Annotated in this window: 11 protein-coding genes; all 11 read left to right on the plus strand. The window is 73.2% G+C overall.

What is annotated here, in order from left to right; translation table 11 throughout:
• Positions 1-109 precede the first annotated feature (109 nt).
• The 11 genes from WME79_RS08875 to WME79_RS08925 all read left to right on the plus strand — a co-directional run bounded on the left by WME79_RS08875 (position 110) and on the right by WME79_RS08925 (position 18,286).
• On the plus strand, positions 110-4,132 hold the full coding sequence (locus WME79_RS08875; protein ID WP_437534189.1) for a serine/threonine-protein kinase: 4,023 nt from the start codon (positions 110-112) through the stop codon (positions 4,130-4,132).
• A 191-nt stretch (positions 4,133-4,323) separates the two neighbouring features.
• Positions 4,324-5,118: a hypothetical protein gene (locus WME79_RS08880; protein ID WP_437534191.1), complete on the plus strand. Its 795-nt coding sequence runs from the start codon at positions 4,324-4,326 to the stop codon at positions 5,116-5,118.
• Between the two features lie 242 nt (positions 5,119-5,360).
• On the plus strand, positions 5,361-6,533 hold the full coding sequence (locus tag WME79_RS08885) for a TolB family protein (protein WP_437534192.1): 1,173 nt from the start codon (positions 5,361-5,363) through the stop codon (positions 6,531-6,533).
• The gene (locus WME79_RS08890) at positions 6,530-10,072 is read left to right on the plus strand and encodes a hypothetical protein (RefSeq protein WP_437534193.1); all 3,543 of its coding nucleotides are present in this window, start codon (positions 6,530-6,532) and stop codon (positions 10,070-10,072) included. The genes WME79_RS08885 and WME79_RS08890 overlap by 4 nt, the downstream gene beginning before the upstream one ends.
• 160 nt (positions 10,073-10,232) lie before the next feature.
• The gene (pssA, locus tag WME79_RS08895) at positions 10,233-11,051 is read left to right on the plus strand and encodes a CDP-diacylglycerol--serine O-phosphatidyltransferase (RefSeq protein ID WP_437534194.1); all 819 of its coding nucleotides are present in this window, start codon (positions 10,233-10,235) and stop codon (positions 11,049-11,051) included.
• A gap of 209 nt (positions 11,052-11,260) precedes the next feature.
• The gene (locus WME79_RS08900) at positions 11,261-11,659 is read left to right on the plus strand and encodes a hypothetical protein (protein ID WP_437534196.1); all 399 of its coding nucleotides are present in this window, start codon (positions 11,261-11,263) and stop codon (positions 11,657-11,659) included.
• A 254-nt stretch (positions 11,660-11,913) separates the two neighbouring features.
• Positions 11,914-12,825, plus strand: coding sequence for a cytochrome C assembly family protein (locus WME79_RS08905; protein WP_437534198.1), 912 nt, complete (start codon positions 11,914-11,916; stop codon positions 12,823-12,825).
• A gap of 5 nt (positions 12,826-12,830) precedes the next feature.
• Positions 12,831-14,426 (plus strand): glutamyl-tRNA reductase, encoded by a 1,596-nt coding sequence (gene hemA / locus WME79_RS08910; protein ID WP_437534199.1) that lies wholly within the window; start codon positions 12,831-12,833, stop codon positions 14,424-14,426.
• Entirely contained in the window at positions 14,423-15,328 is a 906-nt protein-coding gene (hemC, locus tag WME79_RS08915; protein WP_437534200.1) for a hydroxymethylbilane synthase, read from the plus strand. Before hemA ends, hemC begins: the two co-directional genes overlap by 4 nt.
• Before the next feature lie 110 nt (positions 15,329-15,438).
• Positions 15,439-16,533 carry a hypothetical protein gene (locus WME79_RS08920; RefSeq protein ID WP_437534201.1) on the plus strand — a complete coding sequence of 365 codons (1,095 nt, stop codon included), beginning with the start codon at positions 15,439-15,441 and terminating at the stop codon, positions 16,531-16,533.
• Between the two features lie 154 nt (positions 16,534-16,687).
• Positions 16,688-18,286 carry a glycoside hydrolase family 57 protein gene (locus WME79_RS08925; protein ID WP_437534202.1) on the plus strand — a complete coding sequence of 533 codons (1,599 nt, stop codon included), beginning with the start codon at positions 16,688-16,690 and terminating at the stop codon, positions 18,284-18,286.
• Positions 18,287-18,414: the final 128 nt, after the last annotated feature.

Genomic DNA, 18,414 nt, shown 5'->3' on the forward strand with positions numbered 1-18,414 from the left:
GACGGGGAGCGCTGCAGTTCTGGATATCCTCGGTCCCTGCGATGAGCTCGTCCGAAGCACCCCACAGGCGAGCGCTGCGGCTCTCTGAGTCGTCTCAGGGGTACCGCTGATGCGCGCTGGTGACATCGTCGCCGACCGCTTCGAGATCGAAGGGCACGCGAGCTCTGGCGGCATGGCGCAGATCTTCCGCGCCCACGATCGGCTCACGGGCGAGCCGGTCGCGCTGAAGATCCTCCAGCGCACGGGCCCGCAGGAGTCGCACCGCTTCCGCCGGGAGGCCCACGCGCTCGCCGCGCTCCGTCACCCCGGGGTCGTCGGGTACGTCGCCCACGGCACGACCGAGGGCGGCCAGCTCTACCTCGCCATGCAGTGGCTCTCCGGCGAGACCCTCGCCGAGCGCTTGCTCCGCGAGCCGCTCACCGTCCCCGAGAGCCTCTCGCTCGGCGTGCACGTCGCCTCCACGCTCGGGGCCCTCCACCGGCTCGGCATCGTCCACCGCGACCTCAAGCCGAGCAACCTCCTGCTGGTCGGCGGCTCCGTCGACGAGGTCACCCTGCTCGACTTCGGCGTCGTGCGCGTCGCGGAGGCCGGCCAGGAGCTCACCATGCCCGGCGTGATGCTCGGCACCCCCGGCTACATGGCCCCTGAGCAGGCGCGCGGCGAGGTCGCCATCGACGCCCGCGCCGACGTCTTCGCCCTCGGCTGCATCCTCTACCGCTGCCTCACCGGCCGGCCCCCGTTCGTCGGCAACGACGGCCTCTCCGTGCTCGTGAAGGTCCTCCTCGAGGATCCGCCGCGGCTCCGGGAGCTCCGCGGCGAGGTCCCGGCCGCGCTCGACGACCTCGTGACGCGCATGCTCGCCAAGGCCCCGCGCGACCGCCCCCGCGACGGCGCGGCCGTGGCCGCCGAGCTCGGGTCGCTCGGTGAGCTCGCGCCTGCCTCGCGGCGCGGCCTCCCCGTGCCCATCGGCGGCCCCACGCCCGAGCTGACGACCGGCGAGCGCCGGATGATCTGCCTCCTCGTCGCCCGCGACGGCGCGCTCGACAACGACGCTACCCGGTCCGAGGGCGAGGACGCGCTCCGCGTGCGCGCGCTCAGCGCCCTGGCCGAGCGCCACCAGGGGCGCCTCGAGATCATCGAGGCGCGCTCTCCCGTCGTGGTGCTGTCCGGCCTCGTCGCGCCGACCGATCTCGCCGCCCGGGGGGCGCGGTGCGCGCTCGCGATGCAGGTGCTGCTCGGCGGCGCGCCCGTCGCGCTCGTGTCTGGGCGCGCCGAGATCACCGCCCGCTCTCCCATCGGCAAGCTCATCGATCAGGCCGCCGCGCTGCTCGCCGGCGACGAGGCGCGGCTCGGCGTGGTCCGTATCGACGAGGTCACGGCAGGCCTGCTCGGCGCGCGCTTCGATCTCGGGTCGGATCACGCCGGCCACCTCCTGCGCGGCGAGTGCGACGACCTCGAGGCGGTGCCGCGCCTCCTGGGCAAGCCGACGCCTTGCGTGGGCCGTGACCGCGAGCTGTCGCTCCTGGAGGCGACCTTCGTCCAGTGCATCGAGGAGCAGACCCCGTCCGCGGTGCTGGTGACGGCCCCCGCCGGCATGGGCAAGTCGCGCTTGCGCGTCGAGCTGCTCCGGCGCCTCCGGGCGCGGGACGAGCCGATGGCGGTCTGGATCGCGCGCGGCGACCCCATGAGCGCCGGCTCTGCCTTCGGCCTCCTGGCGCAGGTGCTCCGCCGCGCGCTCGGCGTCGCCGACGGCGCGCCGGCCGCGGCGGTGCATCGCAAGATCCGCGAGCGCGTCGGCCGTCACGGCGAGCGCGGCGCCCACGTCGCGCCCTTCCTTGGCGAGCTCGTGGGGACGCCCTTCCCGGACGAGGCCAGCGAGGCGCTCAGGGCGGCGCGGCGGAGCTCCGTGCTGATGGGCGATCAGCTGCACCTCGCGTGGGAGGAGTTCCTGCGCGCGGAGTGCGCAGCGCAGCCGGTGCTGCTCGTCCTCGAGGACATGCACTGGGGCGACCTGCCCACGGTAGGCATGATCAACAGCGCCCTCCGCAACCTGCGCGACGCGCCGTTCATGGTGCTGGCGCTCGGCCGGCCCGAGGTGCGCGAGATGTTCCCGAAGCTGTGGGCCGGCCGCGGCGTCCAGGAGATCGAGCTCACGGGGCTCTCGCGCCGCGCCAGCGAGCGGCTCGCGCGCCAGGCGCTCGGCGGCGCCGTCACCGAGGAGATGATCGGCACGCTGATCGAGCGGGCCGACGGCAACGCCTTCTTCCTGGAAGAGCAGATCCGTGCTGCCGCCGAGGGGCGAGGGGCCGCGCTGCCGGAGACGGTGCTGGCGATGGTGCAGGCGCGGCTCGAGGCGCTCGATCCCGAGGCGCGGCGTGTCCTCCGGGCGGCGAGCGTCTTCGGCCAGAGCTTCCGGCCCGCCGGCGTCGCCGCGCTGCTCGGCGGCGCCGACGCCGAGGTGGCAGTCTGGCTCGCCGAGCTCGTCGAGCGTGAGGTGATCGTCCAGAGGCGGCAGCCTGGCCGGGGCGGCGCGCACGGCGAGAGCCTCTCCGCCGCGTCTTCCGCGCGCGGGGGGGCCGGCGGGGGGGCTGGCGACGGGCCCGAGCGCGAGGCCTCGCCGGCAGGCCGGGCCGCGGCGCTCGAGCCCGGCCCTCCCATCCAGGCGGGCGCGGACGATCCCGAGTACAGCTTCCGGCACGGCCTTGTGCGGGAGGCGGCGTACGGGGCGCTGACGGAGTACGACCGGCGGCTCGGCCACCGCCTGGCGGGCGAGTGGCTCGAAGGGGAGGGGAAGGGCGACGCGGCGGAGCTCGCGGAGCACTTCGAGCGTGGCGCCGAGCCGGGGCGCGCGGCGGCGTGGTACGGGCGCGCGGCGGAGCAGGCGCTGCGCGGCAACGATCTCCTCGCCGCGATCGGCCATGCCGAGCGTGGCCGCGAGTGCGGCGCGACCGGGGAGGAGGCGGGCGGGCTGCTCCTCGTCGAGGCGGAGGCCCGCGTGTGGCGCGGCGACTTCGCCGTGGCCGAGCAGCGCGCGCTCGACGCCGTCGCGCTCTTCGAGGCAGGCTCGCCGTCCTGGTACCGCGCCGTGACCGGGGTGATCATGGCCGCTGGCAAGCAAGGTGCGTTCGAGCGCGTGGAGTCGTGGGTGGCGACCGCGCGCGGCGCGTCGCCGCGCGAGGGCGCCCTGACCCGGAGGGACATCTGCCTCGTCGAGGGGGCCCTGTGGCTTGTCTTCGGCGGTCGCTACGCCGCCGCGGACGGGCTCATCGAGGCGCTCGAGCGCAGCGGGGCGGAAGGCCGATCCCTCGACGTCGAGGTGCTCGCCAGGCTCTACGAGGCGCGCGCGATCCGCGCGATGACCTCTGGCGATCCCGGCGCCTGCCTCGACGGCATCGAGGCGGCGCTCGCGGTGTTCGAGCGGAGCGGCGACCGCCGCAACGCGTGCTCGCTGCAGGTGAACCTGGGCTCGATCACCATGGAGCTCGGCGACTACGAGGGGGCCGAGGCCGCGCTGCGCGCCGCGCTCCGCGCTGCGGAGCAGATGGAGCTGACGGATCTGGCCGCGTTCGCCCGCAGCAACCTGGGCAACGTGATGATCGCCCGCGGTGATCTCGACGAGGCTCGGCGGGTCGAGGCGGAGGCGATCGCGACGTTCCAGCGGCTGGGCGATCCGAGGGCGGAGGGGATCGCCCGCGCCTACCTGGGGAAGGCGGCGCTGCTCGGCGGCGACCTCGGCGCAGCCGAGGCCGAGGCCCGCGCGGCCGCGGAGCTCCTGCAGAGCGCGCCGCCGCTGCGCGCCGCAGCGTGGGCCCTCTCTGCGCGCGTCCTGCTCCGGAAGGGCCGCGTCGAGGAGGCGCTGGCGCTGTCCGGCGACGCGCTCTCCCTCCTGGAGTCGCTCGGCGCGGTCGAGGAGGGCGAGTCGCTGATCCGGCTCGTGCGGGCCGAGGCGCTCCTTGCGAGCGGCCGGCAGGTCGAGGCGGTCGCCGCGATCGCGCAGGCGCGCCAGAGCGTGCTCTCTCGCGCCAAGCAGATATCGAATCCTCGTTACCGAGACCAGTTTCTGTCCGCGCTCGACAATCGGGAGGTACTGGCGCTGGCGGCGCAGTGGCTCGGCGACCGAGACGCGCCATGAGCTCGCACTTCGCCGCACGTGGGATTCTCTGTGCGCGCCTCTCCCAGGGGTCGCGCGCCGCCCACGAGCGCGCCTGATACGCCGTTTTTCGCTGTTCTCACGACATCATCGCAGGCGCGGATTCGTAGGGTTCCTCCGGAAAATTCGTTGAGGAAATTCCCGACGCGTGTTTCAATTGTGGGGAGGGGGTTATGCAGTACCGTTTCAAACTCGCAATCTCGTTTCTGGGTCTCTGGTGCATCTGTCTAGCGGCCTGTATCGGCGAGGCGGATCCGCTGGAGGAAGACGGCGGCGTGGCGGCGCAGCAGGTGATGACGCATAACGCGTTCACGACGAACGCGCTCAAGGCCAGCGCGCTCACGACAGACAGGCTCGCGACGGATGCGCTCACGGGCAACCCGCTGACGAGCGAAGCGATCGCGAGCAGCAGCAATGTCATGAGCGCGCTGCGGGATCCCCTGGCCCGCGAGTTCTTGAAGTATGTGGTGGGCTGCGCGCTCCCCGACGGGCAATCCGTGCAGGTCTCCATGGACGGCGAGACCTATGGGTTCGATGGGAGCATCGGTCTTTCTCCCGAGTGGGGCCGAGATCATGGTCAGTGCAACGCCCGCTGTCAGGGCTGGCTCTCCGCCTGCATCCTGGCCAGGATCAACTATCTCGGGGAGAGCGTGCCTCTCTCGATGCGTGGCAAGCACAAGGCCCTTGACGCGGATCAAGCGGAGCAGGAAGCCTTTCCTCAGCGGGAGGGGGCCTATTTCGGCGACCTCTTCGCGCCCGAGCAGCGCCGGTTCGCGTGCAAGTCGCCCGGCTCGACGCTCATCAGCCGCGTGTGCGGCGGGACGGGCGTCGACACGCAGGGCTGCATCGTCGACGTCCTCGGCGACTGCGATGACGTCTGCGGCGCTCCGACGTCGGACGGCAGCTTCCCGAACTGCGTTGGCGGTGGCCATACGACGCCGACGACGGTGACCATCTTTCGGGAGTAGCGGGTCCGGGTTTCCGTCGCGTGCTCCTCGTCGACGGCATGGGGGACGTCCACGGGCTCCTCCCAGGTGCGTTCGCCAGCTCAGGTGCGTTCGCCAACGCGTGATTTTCCGGCATCAGCAGCCGAGCAGGCCCCCCGACCCGCGCCACCGCCCGGTTCGCCACCCGCGCCTTGCCTCGGGCTGACCCGCTGCGGCCGCCTCCCCGCGACGGCTCGCCGCTTTCGTACTATGGTCGCGCGGCCATGAAACGAAGGCTGCCCGCCCCGCTCGCCTGCCTGCTGCTCGCCGCCTGTGCCTCCTCGGAACCCCGACCGAAGGAGCCCCTCGGCCAGATCCCGGAGGCGACGACCACGGCGAAGCCCGAGTGGCTTCCCTTCCGCATCCGCGCCGGCAAGAGCGTCGCGGCCGATCCGCGCGAGAAGCACTTCGCCGAGCTCCGGCAGCTCACCTTCGGCGGCGAGAACGCCGAGGCTTACTGGTCGCCCGACGGCAGGAAGCTCGTGTTCCAGTCGACCCGCGACGGGAACACGTGCGACCAGCAATACATCCTGGATCTGGAGAGCGGCGAGGTCCGCCGGGTCTCGAACGGCCAGGGCAAGACCACCTGCGGCTACTTCCTCTTCCCCGCGCCCGCGGCCTCCGCCCAGGCGCGCGTCCTCTTCGCCTCCACGCACGCCGCCGGCGAGGCGTGCCCGCCGAAGCCCGACCACTCGCAGGGGTACGTCTGGCCGCTCGACGAGTTCGACATCTACACCGCGAACGCCGACGGCTCGGAGCTCCGCCCTCTCATCCAGGGCAAGGGCTACGACGCCGAGGCGACCGTCGCGTTCGACGGCTCGCGCCTCGTGTTCACGAGCACGCGCGACGGGGACATCGAGCTCTACACCGCGAAGCTCGACGGCTCGGACGTCAAGCGCATCACGAGCACGCCCGGCTACGACGGCGGCGCCTTCTTCTCCCCCGACGCGACCAAGCTGGTCTGGCGGGCGAGCCGCCCGACCGGAACGGCGCTCGACGACTACCGTGCGCTGCTCGCCAAGGGGCTCGTGCGCCCCAGCGCGCTCGAGATCTTCGTCGGGGGCGCCGACGGGCAGAACCCGCGCCCGGTGACGAAGAACGGCCGCGCCAACTTCGCGCCGTATTTCCTCCCGGACTCGCGGCGGATCCTCTTCGCCTCCGATTTCAGCACCCCGCTGGGTGCCCGGGGCATGCCCAACTTCGACCTCTACCTTGTCGACTCCGAGGCGCCCCCGACGGCGGACGGCGTGCCGCCCGTCGAGCGCGTGACCTTCTACGAGGGCTTCGACAGCTTCCCGATGTTCTCACCGACCGGCGAGCACGTCGTCTTCGCCTCGAACCGGTACGGCGCGAAGCCTGGCGAGACCAACCTGTTCGTCGCCCGCTGGGTCGAATGACCGCGCCGCCGTCGCGGACCCGCGCGCCGATCGCGCTCGCGTCGGCGTGCGCGCTCGCGGGCTGCTCGGGCGCCCCGGCGCAGCCGTCCCGCCCTGCCGCGGCCGCCCTCCCGTCGACGGACGCCGCGGGCGCGGCCTACTCCTCGCCGGCGCGCTGGAGCTACCACCCGGCGGCGCCCGACGCCGCGGTCGCGTGGGCGCCGTTCGCCGGTGCCGGCTGCGTCGTCGTCGCCCAGGGAGGGCAGCGATGGACGGTGACGCCCGATTCACGGACGTCCACGCCGCCGTCGAGCGCCGCCGGGCCCGCTGCGCAGGCCGCGCGCTGCGCCGGCCAGGGCAGGACGAGCGCCTCGCCTGCGCCCGAGGAGCTCACCGCGATCGTGCGGCGCTCGCCGGCTTCCTGGATGTTCGTCGGCGAGAGCGGCGCGATCTACGAGGCCTCCTCGCCGCTCGGCCAGCTCACGCGGGCGCTCTCTCCGCCCGAGCCGCTCCTGCAGGTCGCGGGCGCCGGCGGCTCGCTGATCGGCGTGACCCGGGGCGGCGGGGTGCTCCGGTGGCGCGAGGAGCTCGGCTGGAAGCCGGTCCTGCTCGACGGCGCCGCGGGGCAGGGCGGGGCCCAGCCGCGCGCCTTCGGCGTCGCCATGGCCGACGGCGGCCGCGCGCTCGTGCTCGCGCTGCCGGAGGCGCTGTTCGCCAGCGAGGACGGCGGGGGCACCTGGGCGCGCGCGCCGCTCCCGACGATGGGCCTCTCGCGGGTCGGCGCCGCCGGGGGCGAGCTCCTCGCCGAGGGGCTCCTCGCGTCGGCGACCTGGGATCCACGGCACGCGCCCGCGTTCTCCCGCAGCGCGGCGACGCTCCCGCGGGCTGAAGTCGAGCTCGACGTGACGACCCCGCGCGCCCCGTCCGCCTCCGCCGTGGCGATCGGGCGGGCGGCGATGAGCGGCGATCGCTACGTCGAGGCGGTCCGCCCGGAAGACGCCGGCGCGCCGTGGCTCTTCGCGAGCGGCCCCATCGAGGGCCCGCTCAAGGAAGCGGCCATGCCTGGCACGGGCGACTGCGGGAGCATCAAGCTCGGCGCGAACGGCCGGCGCGTCGTCGCGGTGTGCGCCGAGCCGGACGGCGATCGCGTCGTGGCGCGGGTGCTCCGCAGCGACGACGGCGGCGGCGCGTGGTCGCCGGTCGCCACGCTGGAGACGCCCGACATCGACCAGGTCGGCGTCGCGGTGGCGCCCGAGGGCGCGGCGCTCCTGACCGGCGTCTGCAAGACGAGCGACGGCGCGGACAGCTGCAAGCCGACCGCGCCGCTCCTCCTGACCCACGACGGCGCCCACGACGAGGATCGCGCCGCGGTCGCCCTCGCGGCGGCCCCCACGCTCAGCGCCCCCGCCGTGCTGCCCGCGTTCTCGGCGGACGGGCGCTCCGCGTATTTCCTCGGCTTCCGCGGCAAGGACGAGCGCCTCGCGCTGTTCGTCTCGCACGACGGCGGCGAGACCTTCGCGCCGCGGCCGCTCGACGCGACCGCCGCGCTGCCCGCCCCGCAGGCTGATGGCGCCGAGGGCGAGGACGAGGACGCCGAGGGCGGGCCGGGCGACGGCTCGTCGACGGAGGGGTTCGAGATCGTCGAGGAGAGCGCGCTGCGCGTGGCGGAAGACGGCGCCGTCAGCCTGCTGCTCTCGGAGCGCGGCTCGCTCACGTACCTGACCGCCGACGAGGACGGCCGGGTGCTCACGGCGACGACCCCGCCGGCGGAGAGCGCGGCGCTCGCCGGCTTCGGGCGGCGCGTGCTCGCGCTCGCGTCGCGCGCGCGCGAGAGCGGCGATGACGTCGCGGCGCTCTGGGAGTCGCTCGACGGCGGCGTGAGCTGGGCGGAGCTCCCGGAGATGCCGGCGCTCTCGCGCGAGCTCTCGCAGGCCCAGCTCCCGATCGCGTGCGGCGCCAGCGGCTGCCTCTTCGGCGACGTGGCGACCCGCGTCGGCTGGGGCGGCCAGGCCGACGGCGCGCTGCCGCGCGCGCCGGAGCCGGCCCCGCGCGCGCAGCCTTCCGCGCGCACGCCCATCGTCTGCGAGACGCTGCCGTCCTCGAAGTGGACGCGCGTTGACCATGTCGACTCGAGCGGCCTCGGCCTGCCCGACGGCGACGAGCTCTTGCGCGGCCGGTCGGTGTGGTCGTTGCTCACGCGCGCCCCGAGCGGCGCCGTCGACGTCGTCTCCGCGATGCTCCCCGAGTCCGGCGCCGGGGAGGCGCGGGTCGTCACGCGATCGCTGCTGCCCGCGGTGCCGGCGGGGCTCGGGCGAGCGCGGGTCGCGACCAACGTCACCTCCCAGATGGAGGGCTACGCCGTGGCGCGCCTGCGGATCCCAGGCGGCGCGGCGGCGCCGGGGGCCCCGATGCGCAACGTCGAGGTCGCCTGGGAGAACTGGATGGATGGCACCTCGGGCCGCGGCACGATCCCCGACGCCGGCCCGTTCGAGCTCGGCGACGTGAAGGTCGTCCCCGACGCCGCGCGAAAGCCGCGCGCGGGCGCCCGGCCGCAGGCCGGCCCGGCAGGCGCCGCCTCGCGCCGCGCGGCGCCCCCTGACGACTTCTTCGATCCCGCGCTCCTGTCGGTCTCGCTCCGGGGGCTCTTCATCAGGCCGCATTCCGACAGCGCTCACTCGGCGCTCACGTTCTTCTACGAGCCGCCGGGGAAGCTCCAGCGCTTCGACTTCCCGTCCTGGCCCGCGTCGGGCCTTCACGGCAGCCTCGACGTGCGCGCTGATGCGGTCCTGGCGGACGGCCAGCCCGTCGGCGTGGGGATGGTCCGGCAGGCGTCGAACGGCCCGGTGATCGGGATGCTGCTCGCCCACCGCCCGGCGCCTCCCGCCGGCGCGTCTGCCGCGCCGGGCCCGGGCGCCGCGTGGGCGATCGACGCCGTCTCGGTCGCTCCGCCGGCGGGCCGCGATCGGATCGTGCACACCGACTGGACCTACGCTGGACGGTCGATCGGCGTGACGACGCTGGTCGCCGATCCCGGGCACGCGGCAGCGTGGTCGATCTTCCAGCCGTTCCGCGCGGATGGCACGCTCGGCCCCGCGCAGCCGCTGCCGACGCCGCTCGACCTCGGAGACACGCCGCGCCCCTGCTCTGCCGCCGAACGCGCGGCGACCGCGCGCCAGGAGGCGCCGTTCTTCCTCGGCAGCACGGCCTTGTTCCCGGGCACACGCCACCCGGTGCTCGTCGTCGACGCCGCTGGTCCCTCCGGCCCGCCCGAGGTCACGGTGCTCCTGACCTCCTCCATGGTGCTCCACGGCACGCCTGCCGCGCCGTGTGTTGCGGGCTGGGAGGCGCGAGCGATCGGGAGGGCTCCCCGCTCTGCGATCATCCCCGGTGATCTCGCCCAGTCGTGGTTGTTCCGGGCTGCGGCGGGCTCGGCTGCTGCTGCGGGCGGAGCGAGCGGCCCGGCCGTCGAGCTCCGCCCGATGGTGTGCCGCTTCGATCCCGGCGCGGAGGTCCCGGAGGCGGTATGGAGTGAGCCGGGTATGGCGCGGCTCGCACGTTGAGCGACGGCGGAAAAACGACGTCTGCAACGAAGATGACAGCGGAATGAAACGATCCCGAATCCTGGCTCGCGGTAACCTTCTAGCGACTCGCGTGTGCGCTTCGGCGCTTGCGTTCGCGGTCCCTGCGGCGATAGCCTGGCCTGCCTAACTGGGAGGCGGCATGATCCGGAAGCGACGGCGGTTCGAGCTCAGGAAGACGCTGTTCCTGCTTCCGAACCTGATCACGCTCTCATCGATCTTCTGTGGCTTCGACTCGATCCGGCGCTCCGCGACCGCGCAGTCGGAAGATGATTTCTACCGCGCCGCGCTGCTGATCGTCTTCGCGATGTTCTTCGACACCCTCGACGGGCGTGTCGCGCGGATGACGAAGACCCAGAGCGCCTTCGGCCTGCAGATCGACTCGCTGGCCGATATCGTCTCGTTCGGCGTCGCGCCGTCGATGCTCGTGTATCAGTGGACGCTGCACCGCTTCGATCTCGCGGGGCTGCTCGTGTCGTTCATCTTCACGGCGTGCGGCGCGGTCCGGCTGGCGCGCTTCAACGTCCTCTCCATGGGTGAGGCGGGCAAGCCCACGAAGCCTTCGAAGTACATCGTCGGCCTCCCGATCCCGGGCGCGGCGGGCATCCTCGTCTCGATCGTGGTCGCGAACCACGCGGCCGCCGGCGAGATCGGCGGCGAGCGCTACGCGTCGGCGATCCTCGTCACCACGACGATCCTGTCGCTGCTGATGGTCTCGACCATCCGGTTCCGCTCTTTCAAGGATCTCCGGCTCAACGTCCGGACGGTGCTCTTCGTGGCGTTCGCTGTCGGGTCGAGCGCGGTGATCTCGACGCAGCTGCAGCCTGCGTTCGTGCTCGTGTGGTTGCTCGGGTTCTACGTGCTGCTCGGGATCTTCGAGTCGCTCTGGCACCTGCCTGCGCGGCTCCGCGGCCTGCGGCGGGACTCGGTGCCTCCGCCCAGGGTACCCCCTGCGGCCTGAAGCGCCTGCGGCCTGAAGCGCCTGCGGCCTGAAGCGCCTGCGGCCTGACGCGCCTGCGGCCTGAAGCGCCTGCGGCCTGAAGCGCCTGCGGCCTGAAGCGCCTGCGGCCTGAAGCGCCTGCGGCCTGACGCGCGTCCGCTCGGGCTCACCCCTGGCCGCCGGCATCGCGGCCCAACCGCTCCGCCTCATTTTTGAGTAGACTGCGTGCGATGAAGAACCGCGTGTTCTTTCCGCAGGCCGCGCTCGACGACTGGATCGCGAGCGACCGCGTCGATCTGAACAACGACGAGCTTCTGATCAAGACCGAGGGTCGCCGCTACAAGATCATCGAGGCGATCCGCGTGCTCCGCGAGGTGACAGGCTCCGCGGACATCCACGAGGTCCTCGGCAGGGTCAAGACGCGCGCGTTCCTCCGGGAGCTCGGGGCGGAGATCCTCGAAGGGTCCATGATCATCGGCGACAACGCCTACGACGTGATCCCGGGGTTCATCGGCGCCCCGGTGGGCACGTTCGCCGAGCACCGCAAGGCCGCGCCGGCGGGGACCGCGTCCAGCAGCCCGACGAGCGACGAAGAGCTCCTGGCCGCGTTCCTCACAAGCAAGATGTAGCGGCGCCGCGCCCGGTTGCTCCGGCGCCGCGTCCGGTTGCTCCGGCTTCGCGCCCGGTTGCTCCGGCGCCGCGCCCGGTTGCTTCGGCGCCTCCGCCGGCGCGCCGCGCCCGCGCGGTGGCGACCCGCTGTCAATACGGTCTCTCGCGCCCGCCTTCCCGGCACTTCCGCGCTGTCAGGCCTGGGCCTACGAGAGTACGCTCGAGCCTCTGCGGCCGGCGGGCCATCCCCGGTGAGGCAGGCTATAACGGGGCCATGCCCGAGGTCATCTCCGGGATCAGCTTCGCGCTCGCCCTGCTGTTCTACAGCGCTGCCAGCGCGCTCTTCTTCCTCGACGTCGCCCGCAGCCGCGCGCGGCTCCCCTCCGCGGGCGACCTCGCAGGCCTCTTCGGCGCGGGGGCGCGCGTCCACGACCCCGGCGCCCGGCCGAGCGCTGCGGTCGCCGCCTCCGCCTCTCGGCACGCGCCCCTGCTGCTCGGCCTGGGCGCCCTCGGGCACGCGACCTACGTCACGCTCGCCAGCTTCGTCGCGCGGGTCTGCCCGGTGCACTCTGTTCATTTCATGCTCTCGGTCGCGTCCCTCCTCGCGATCGCCGTTTACCTCGTCGCCCGTCATCGCTTCCGCATCGACGCGCTCGGGCTCCTCATCGGGCCGCTCGGGCTCGCCTTCCTGCTCGGCACGTTCTTCCTCGGAAAGCCGCACCCCGAGCCGAAGCTCAGCCCGCTGTTCATCGCGGCGCATGTCATGGCGAACCTGCTCGGGATCGCCCTCTTTCTGCTCGCCGGCGCCTCTGCCGCGCTCTACCTCGTCCAGGAGAAGCGGCTCAAGCAGAAGCGGCACCTCGAGCGCATGGGCAACCTCCCGCCGCTCGACACGCTCGACCGCGCCATCCATCGCTTCCTGAGCGCCGGCTTCCCCTTGCTGACGCTCGGCATCGTCACGGGGACGTACTGGGCGCACCGGCTCGAGATGGGCAACGCCGAGGAGGTGATGCGCGCCATCTTCGGCTACGCCACATGGCTCCTCATCGCGCTCGTCCTGCTCCTGCGCGCCGCCGCTGGCTGGCGCGGCCGTCGCGCGGCGTATGGCACCATCGCGGGGCTCGCCTGCGCCGGAGCGGTGCTCATCATCTATCTCATCCGTCCCGCCTCGGGGCTCGGAGGCTAGCGCAGGTGATCTTCGTCGGGCTCTCCCACAAGACCGCGCCCATCGAGGTGCGCGAGCGTCTCGCGATCGGGCGGGATCGGCTGCCCGAGGTGCTCGCGCGCCTCACGGCTCACCCCGCCATCGGCGAGGCGCTCCTCCTCTCCACCTGCAACCGCGTCGAGATCTACGCCTCACCCCGGCAGCAGGCGCCCGCGCCGTCCCGCCCCGGGAGCGTTCCGCCGCCGTCCGACGAGGATCTCTCGCGCGACAACGAGGCGCTGCGCGCCGCCGTCGCGACCCTCGTCGGCCTCGGCGGAGACGCCGTCCGGGGCCACCTCGCAGGCCGTGTCGGGAGCGATGCCGTCCTCCACCTCTTCCGCGTCGCCGCGTCGCTCGACTCGATGGTCGTCGGCGAGCCGCAGATCCTCGGGCAGATGAAGGATGCCATCGAGGTGGCCCGCGGAGCGAAGACCCTCGGCGCAAGGCTCGGCCGCGCGGCCCACCGCGCCATCAAGGTCGGCAAGCGCGTGCGCACGGAGACGGCGATCGGCGCCGGGCAGGTCTCGGTCTCCAGCGTCGCCATCGATCTCGCCCGCCAGATCTTCGCCGATCTCGCCGGTCACACGGCGCTGCTCATCGGCGCCGGCGACATGGCCGAGGCCGCCTCGAAGCTCCTCGTCCGCGCCGGCGCCCGCCTCATCGTGGTCAACCGGAGCCCGGACCGCGCCGCCGCGCTCGCCCGCGAGGTCGGCGGCGAGCCTCGCCCCTGGGCCGACCTCGAGCGCTCCGTCATCGACGCCGACATCGTGATCTCGTCGACCTCGAGCCCCAATTACGTGGTCACGCCCGACCTCGTCCGCCGAGCCCGCAAGGCCAGGAAGGGCAGGAGCCTGTTTCTCATCGACATCGCGGTCCCGCGTGACATCGACCCCGCCGTCAACAAGCTCGACAGCGTGTACCTCTATGATGTCGACGACCTCTCGCAGATCGTGGCGCAGTCCGTCGAGGGGCGCGCCGCCGAGGCGGCGCGCGCCGAGGCGATCGTCGCGGACGAGGCGCAGGCCTTCGAGGCGTGGACGCTCGAGCGCGCCCTGACCCCCACGATCGTGGGCTTGCGGGCCCGCACGCGATCCATCCTCGCGGCCGAGGTCGAGCGCAGCCTCTCTGGCAAGCTCCGGCACCTCGGCGCGGTCGAGCGCCAGGCCCTCGCGATGATGATCGACGCCGCCACGAACAAGCTGCTCCACGTGCCCACCACGCGACTCCGCGCGATGGCCAGCGATCCCCGCGTCGCCGAGCACGTCGACTCGCTCCGGGAGCTGTTCGACATCGACGGCGCGCCGGTCGAAAACGCCGCTGCCTCGGCGCTCGCCGAGGGGGAGCTGCGCGGCGCGGTGGACGGGCCTCCCACGCCTCGGTCCGCGCGCGGAGCAGCGCCTCCCGCCTCCGGCGCTCGGGGCGGTGCCTCGCCCCGGCACGCCGATCCGCGCCCCCAGGCTGCAGAGGACAACGGCGTTTACACGCGGCAGCCCGGCGGGCGCCCCCAGCCCGCCGAGGCGAGCGTCATGGCCGTCGCGAATCCAGCCGCGGCCGTGAGCGCAGCTGGGCTAAAGGGAGCGTGATGCCCACGGAGCTCACCCTCGCCACGCGCCGCTCGGCGCTCGCCCTCGCCCAGTCCCGCGCCTTCGCCCGTTCCCTCGAAGCGGCGGTGCCCGATCTCTCCCTGCGCGAGCTCGAGGTGGTGACCTCGGGCGACAAGACACAGGATCGCTCGCTCCAGGACATCGGCGGCAAAGGGCTGTTCATCAAGGAGCTCGAAGAGGCGCTCCTCGACCGGCGCGCCGACTTCGCGGTCCACTCGATCAAGGACGTCCCCGCCGAGATCGCCCCCGCGCTGTGCCTCGCCTGCATCCCCGCGCGGGAGGACCCTCGCGACGCGCTCGTCACCCGGAGCGGCGCCTTGCTCGCGGAGCTGCCGGCGGGCGCCCGGGTCGGGACCTCGAGCCTCCGCCGGGCGGTCGCGCTGCGCGAGGCGCGCCCGGATCTCGTGATCGAGCCGGTCCGTGGCAACGTCGACACGCGGCTCCGCAAGGTGTTCGACGGCGGGTTCGACGCCGTGGTGCTGGCGCTCGCCGGCCTGAAGCGGCTCGGCCTCGAAGGCCGCGCCACGGAGGTGCTGTCGCCCGAGGTGTCGTTGCCGGCGATCGGACAGGGCGCGCTCGGCATCGAGTGCCGCACGGCGGACGCCAGCGTGCGCGACGTCCTGGCGACGCTCGCGGACGCCGAGACCACGATCTGCGTCTCCGCGGAGCGCGCCGTGATGGCCGCTGTGGAAGGCAGCTGCCGGACGCCGGTGGCCGCTTATGCGGTGCGAGACGGCGATGCGCTGTGGCTTCGGGCGCTCCTTGCCGAGCCCGACGGCTCCCGGTTGCGAAGGGCAGAAAGGCGCCTGTCGTGGCCCAGAAACGTGCGCGAAACAGAGCGCATCGGGGCGGACCTTGGTGCGGAGCTCAAGAAAGGTTGAGACAGATAACCTGGTAAGAGGCTCTCACGTCCAGAACATTTTTAGTGTGGAATTTCTGTGACGATTGCCTGGAGAAACTGTATTTCGATTGAATGAGATTCAAAGATCGCATGGCGAAGGCAATATCGAGCGCCCAGACGGTCAAGGCGAAGCGGACGGAGCGTTACGGCGCAGGCGAAGCGGCGCGGTGGCGTGAGATCGCTCAGGTCGAGCGGATGCTGCGCCCCAGGTGGCCGCTGACGGACGTGCAGCGGGCCGCGTTCCGGAGCCGGTTCTCGGATGCGCAATGCGATGAGCTCGGCGGCCGGGCGAAGAGCGGACAGGTGTTCCGCGAGGGGCTCGAGTGGGCGGCGCGGATCCAGAAGACGCTTGAGGGGCCCCACGAGGGGCTGCGGTACTCGGAAGATCGGTTCACCTGGCTGCTGGAGTGCCTCCTCGCGCTCGCGAAGGAGCGCGCCCTGTACAAGAGCGCGCAGGGCTCCCCCGGCGCTGCGCGCTGCCTCGGAGAGCATGCGCGCGCGGCGTCGCTCGAGACGCGCGAATACCTCCTCGGCATGCTCGCCGAGCTGGCCGGCGGGGTAGAAGCCGAGGTCGAGGCGCTCGAGCGGGCGCAGGGGACGGTCTCCGACGACCGCGATCTCGCGGCGTCGCTGCGCGCCCTCTCGCTCCTCGCGCAGGACTGGCTGGGCCGGGCAGGCGATGTGGATCGCGCGCTCGTCGCGGCGGCTGGTCTCACCGACGCCCACGCGCAGACTGCTTGGCGATCTGCTGATGAGCTGGAACGTGCCGCCAGCGACGTCGCCCTGGCCACGAGCAATGGCGCCGAGGGCGCCGAGGCCGCGAGCGAGGGCGCCGAGGCCGCGAACGACGGTGACGCGCAGGGCGAGGGCGAGGCGGATGGCGCGGCGAAGCGCGACCCGGCCGCGCTGGTGCGCGCCCAGGGGCGGCTCCTGCGGGAGATGGCTGTTGCGATGCGCAGCTTCGCAGAGGCGCGCCGCAAGAACCGGTCGATCCGCAAGCTCGTCCCGGGGCCTGGTACGCGCAGCGTTCTCAAGCCCCGCAAGGCGCAGACGTCCGAGCCGGAAGCGCAGGCACCTGCACCGGAAGCGCAGGCGTCCGAGCCGGAGGAGGCACCCGCGGCCTCTTCAGTGCACGATCAGGGCTCTCTGTACCACGCCGGGATGAACGGTCACCTGGCGATGTGATCGCCAGCGCTCTGTGCGCCGGCGCGTCCAGAGGGGGCCCGTCGGCCTGCGCCTCGCGCGTCGTCTGTGAGAGCGTGTTCGCCGCGCGCTTCCCGCGCGGGCGTGACCGTGCGAGACGACAGCCCACCGGCGTTTTTCCGCCGCCCAGCGCTCCATGCCGGGCTACGTCGCCCTCGTCCTCCACGCTCACCTGCCGTACGTGCGTCACCCCGAGCACGTGCGCTCTCTGGAGGAGCGCTGGTTCTTCGAGGCGCTCTGGGAGTGTTATCTCCCCCTGCTCGGCGTCCTCGATCGCCTCGCCGCCGATCGCGTCGTCGCCCCGCTGACCCTCTCCGTCTCGCCGTCGCTCCTCGCGATGCTGCGCGACGAGCTGCTCCTTCGCCGGTTCGAGGACCACCTCCGCCGGCTCACCGCGCTGGCGGCCCGGGTCGAGGCCCGCTTCGCCGGGAGCGGCTTCGCCGAGGCCGCCGCGTTCTACCGCGCGCGGCTCGCGGACGCGGCGAGCTCCTGGGAGGCGCTGGGCGGCGATGTCCCGGGCGCCCTCGTGCGCCACGCCGGAGCGGGCCGCGTCGAGCTCCTCACCACGGCCGCGACGCACGCGTACCTGCCCGGGCTGCTCGCCACGCCGGCGTCGATCCGGGCGCAGCTACGGCTCGGCCGCCGCGCCTTCGCGGCCTTCACCGGCTCGCCCGAGCCCCGCGGCCTCTGGCTGCCCGAGTGCGCTTACGCGCCCGGCCTCGACGCCGATCTCGCGGCGGCGGGCGTCCGCTTCACCGTGCTCGACGCCCACGCGCTCACGCTCGCCGCGCCGCCTGCATCCGCCGGCGCGTCCGTCCCGGTGCTCTCGCCTGCCGGCCTCGCGTGCTTCGGGCGCGATCGTGACAGCGCGCGCGAGGTCTGGTCGCGCGACGCCGGCTATCCGGGTCACCCGGTTTACCGCGAGTTCTACCGCGACGTCGGGCTCGACCTGCCCGAGCGCGAGCTCGAAGGTGAGGTCGGTCCCGACGGCACCCGGCTCATGACCGGCCTCAAGCTCCATCGCGTGACCGGGCCCGGCCCCGACAAGGCCCCGTACGACCCTGCCCGCGCCTCCGCGCAGGCGCGCGCGCACGCCGCGGACTTCGTGGCCCGCCGCGAGGCCGCGCTCGCGTCGCTCCGCGGCGTGAACGCCCCGCCCATCCTGGTGGCCCCGTACGACGCCGAGCTCTTCGGCCACTGGTGGCTCGAAGGGCCCGAGTTCCTCGAGCACGCCCTGCGCCGCCTCGCGGCCTCGGATCGCGCCGTTCCGATCGCGCTCGGCGCGTACCTGGAGCGCCATCCGCCCGTCGAGGTCGTGGAGCCTGCCGCCTCGACGTGGGGCGAAGGCGGGTTCGGCGCATTCTGGACGGGCCCGAGCGCGTCCTTCCTGTGGCGCCACGCGCACCACGCCGAGCGCGCCGTGCTGGGCGCGCTCTCGCGTTGCCGCCACGCGGACGGCCTGCCCGGTCGCGCGCTGGACCAGGCGATCCGCGAGCTCCTCCTCCTTCAATCGAGCGACTGGGCCTTCATGATGTCAGCGGGGGAGATGGCTTCCTATGCCGAGGCGCGCGCCCATGCCCACGCGACCCGCGCCCGCCGCCTCGCGCGCCTGGCCCAGCAGCCCACGGCCTCGCCCTCCGACGTGGCGTGGCTCGACGCGCTTTGCGCGCTCGACCCTTTCCTCGCCGAGCTCTCGGGCCCGGCGCTCCGAGGCGCCTTCGACCCGTGGCGCTGAGCCAGCGTTCCTCTGCGCCGCTCACCTCCGGATCTCCCACGCTGCAGGGGCAGATCTCTTTCCGGTAAAGAAGAATTAAATTGTGTTAAAATATTCTGCGACGGTATCTCGCAGGATCTCCGTGGGAG

The organism is Sorangium sp. So ce726 (assembly GCF_051521405.1).
Taxonomy (GTDB): Bacteria; Myxococcota_A; Polyangia; order Polyangiales; family Polyangiaceae; genus Sorangium.